The sequence below is a fragment of the Pseudoalteromonas piscicida genome, from assembly GCF_002744175.1.
Classification (GTDB): domain Bacteria; phylum Pseudomonadota; class Gammaproteobacteria; order Enterobacterales; family Alteromonadaceae; genus Pseudoalteromonas; species Pseudoalteromonas piscicida_B.
The window spans coordinates 1-1,807 of sequence record NZ_NKHF01000088.1; the positions used below are offsets into that span (position 1 = coordinate 1).

Here is a 1,807-nt window from a genome sequence, read left to right on the forward strand (position 1 = left end):
TTACCATGATCTTGCGTTACCAGCCAATCCTACAAAATATCGGCCATATCAGCAAAACCAAGATAACCATTGTCTTGTGACAGGCGAAGCAAATAGCTTTCAATGGTTTCATCTGGGTAAGGAGTTGTTTGAGAAAGGAATTGCATTTAAAACCTAAACTAAGGAAAACTTAGTTTAGGTTTAGCTGAATACTTATTTATTGCAAGTCGAAATGTCACTTTAATTAAGGAAATAAGTTACTTGTGTTCTCGCCGCGCTATCAATGCTGATTGAACATCATATGCCTGCCTAAACCCTTTGATACATCGGCTTTCAAAGTGCTTAGGGTTGTACCGAATGCTATACGCAAGCTCATCGATATATTTTTTACCATTTTCAGTGTAACGAGCAGATTCTGTATTTGATAACTTAACTTCCAAGGTGAAAACCCCAACCGTTCCAGCTATAACAGATATAAAGTGCTCATCACCACACCGAAATAAGAGCCAAGACATATGCTCTTCGTCGAGAACTACCAATTGTTTCATCGCTTTATTATTTCATCCTGATTGTTCCACTGTAGCTATTTGCTTGATTTACTAACATCCAACACAAAAATATCGATAAATGTCTTTAAGTTCTCGGGTAACGACTTGGTAAGCTCATCTTTTAGCTCTTGACTTGAATTAATATTATGACGTTTTAAACCCGCAACTTTTTCATTTGGTCCAAACCATATCACAACGTATATTCCCTGCTCACAGGCGTCTGGGTGAATTGTGTAGCGTTCCACTAATTGAGAGTTGATTGCAGTGTATATTTCTTTGTGCCATTGGCCTTTAGCCTCAATCACCAATAACTTTCGCTGGCCGTTTATTATTTTTGAAGCGGATAAATCAATTCTATTTTGATCTTTAGTCTGGTCCTCCGTTTCAAGGTTGACACTGTGTTTTTCAAGTCTTGGTTTCAAGTACTCTGCAATGATCTCTACACAATGTACCTCATCATGGTGCACAACTGTATCGCTTGAGATTGTTTTGTAAAACCGGTTTGCCGTATTGTACTCACCGCCATTAATATCTTTTTGGTAGCATTCAAGCTCGTCTAATACCAGCTTTCTTAGCCCCTCAACGGTAACCACATCACATTTATTTAAGACGTTCACAACATTTTCTGGCGTTGGCGGCGTAAATTCCAGCAGAGCCTTGTTGCGTAAATGATATACTTGCATATTTTTCAAACTTTGATGCAAATCTGCAAAACGTTCATCTTTTAGAAACTTTTCAATAAAGTCCAAGGCTCTAGCATGTGAATCAGCACTTATACACCTGAGAGAGTCAACGAGATAGCGATAAGCTTTTTCTTCTTTTGGGCTATCAGAGCCCCAACCACTTGGTAAGGGAACTTTGGGCCAACTTTCAAAAAATGTATTAAAAAGCTCATACACTTTGTCGCTTGTTAGCATCGGCCAACCATCATCAAACCGGCGACCTAAACTTCCAGAAATGCTTTCAAATAGAAAGATAGAATCTTTATCCGTAACTAATGCATCAAAAAAGGGTTTCGCGACATTAATTTCTAGAAAGAAAAATGCCCTCACATACCAAAATTTACATTGCTCAAGCTCATTGTCAGTCAATTTAGATGAGTTTTGACGCGCTGCCCAATCGGTACTGCGACTGAAAATTAGTTGATTCAACTTAACTCGGTTTCCGTGCTGAGCCACTAAGTCAAACAATATATCCTGTGTATAAATACTTTGGCCTGTATAACAGCTTAACCACTTAAAAGGTAAGGATGCTCTGAACTCGCTGAATGTATCATCATG

At 38.5% G+C, this 1,807-nt stretch carries 2 protein-coding genes; both read right to left on the minus strand.

Features of this window, described 5'->3' with window-relative positions:
- Positions 1-236: 236 nt before the first annotated feature.
- Entirely contained in the window at positions 237-527 is a 291-nt protein-coding gene (locus CEX98_RS18205; protein ID WP_099643434.1) for a hypothetical protein, read from the minus strand.
- Positions 528-562: 35 nt separating this feature from the next.
- Positions 563-1,678 carry a hypothetical protein gene (locus CEX98_RS23345; RefSeq protein WP_242441752.1) on the minus strand — a complete coding sequence of 372 codons (1,116 nt, stop codon included), beginning with the start codon at positions 1,676-1,678 and terminating at the stop codon, positions 563-565.
- Positions 1,679-1,807: the final 129 nt, after the last annotated feature.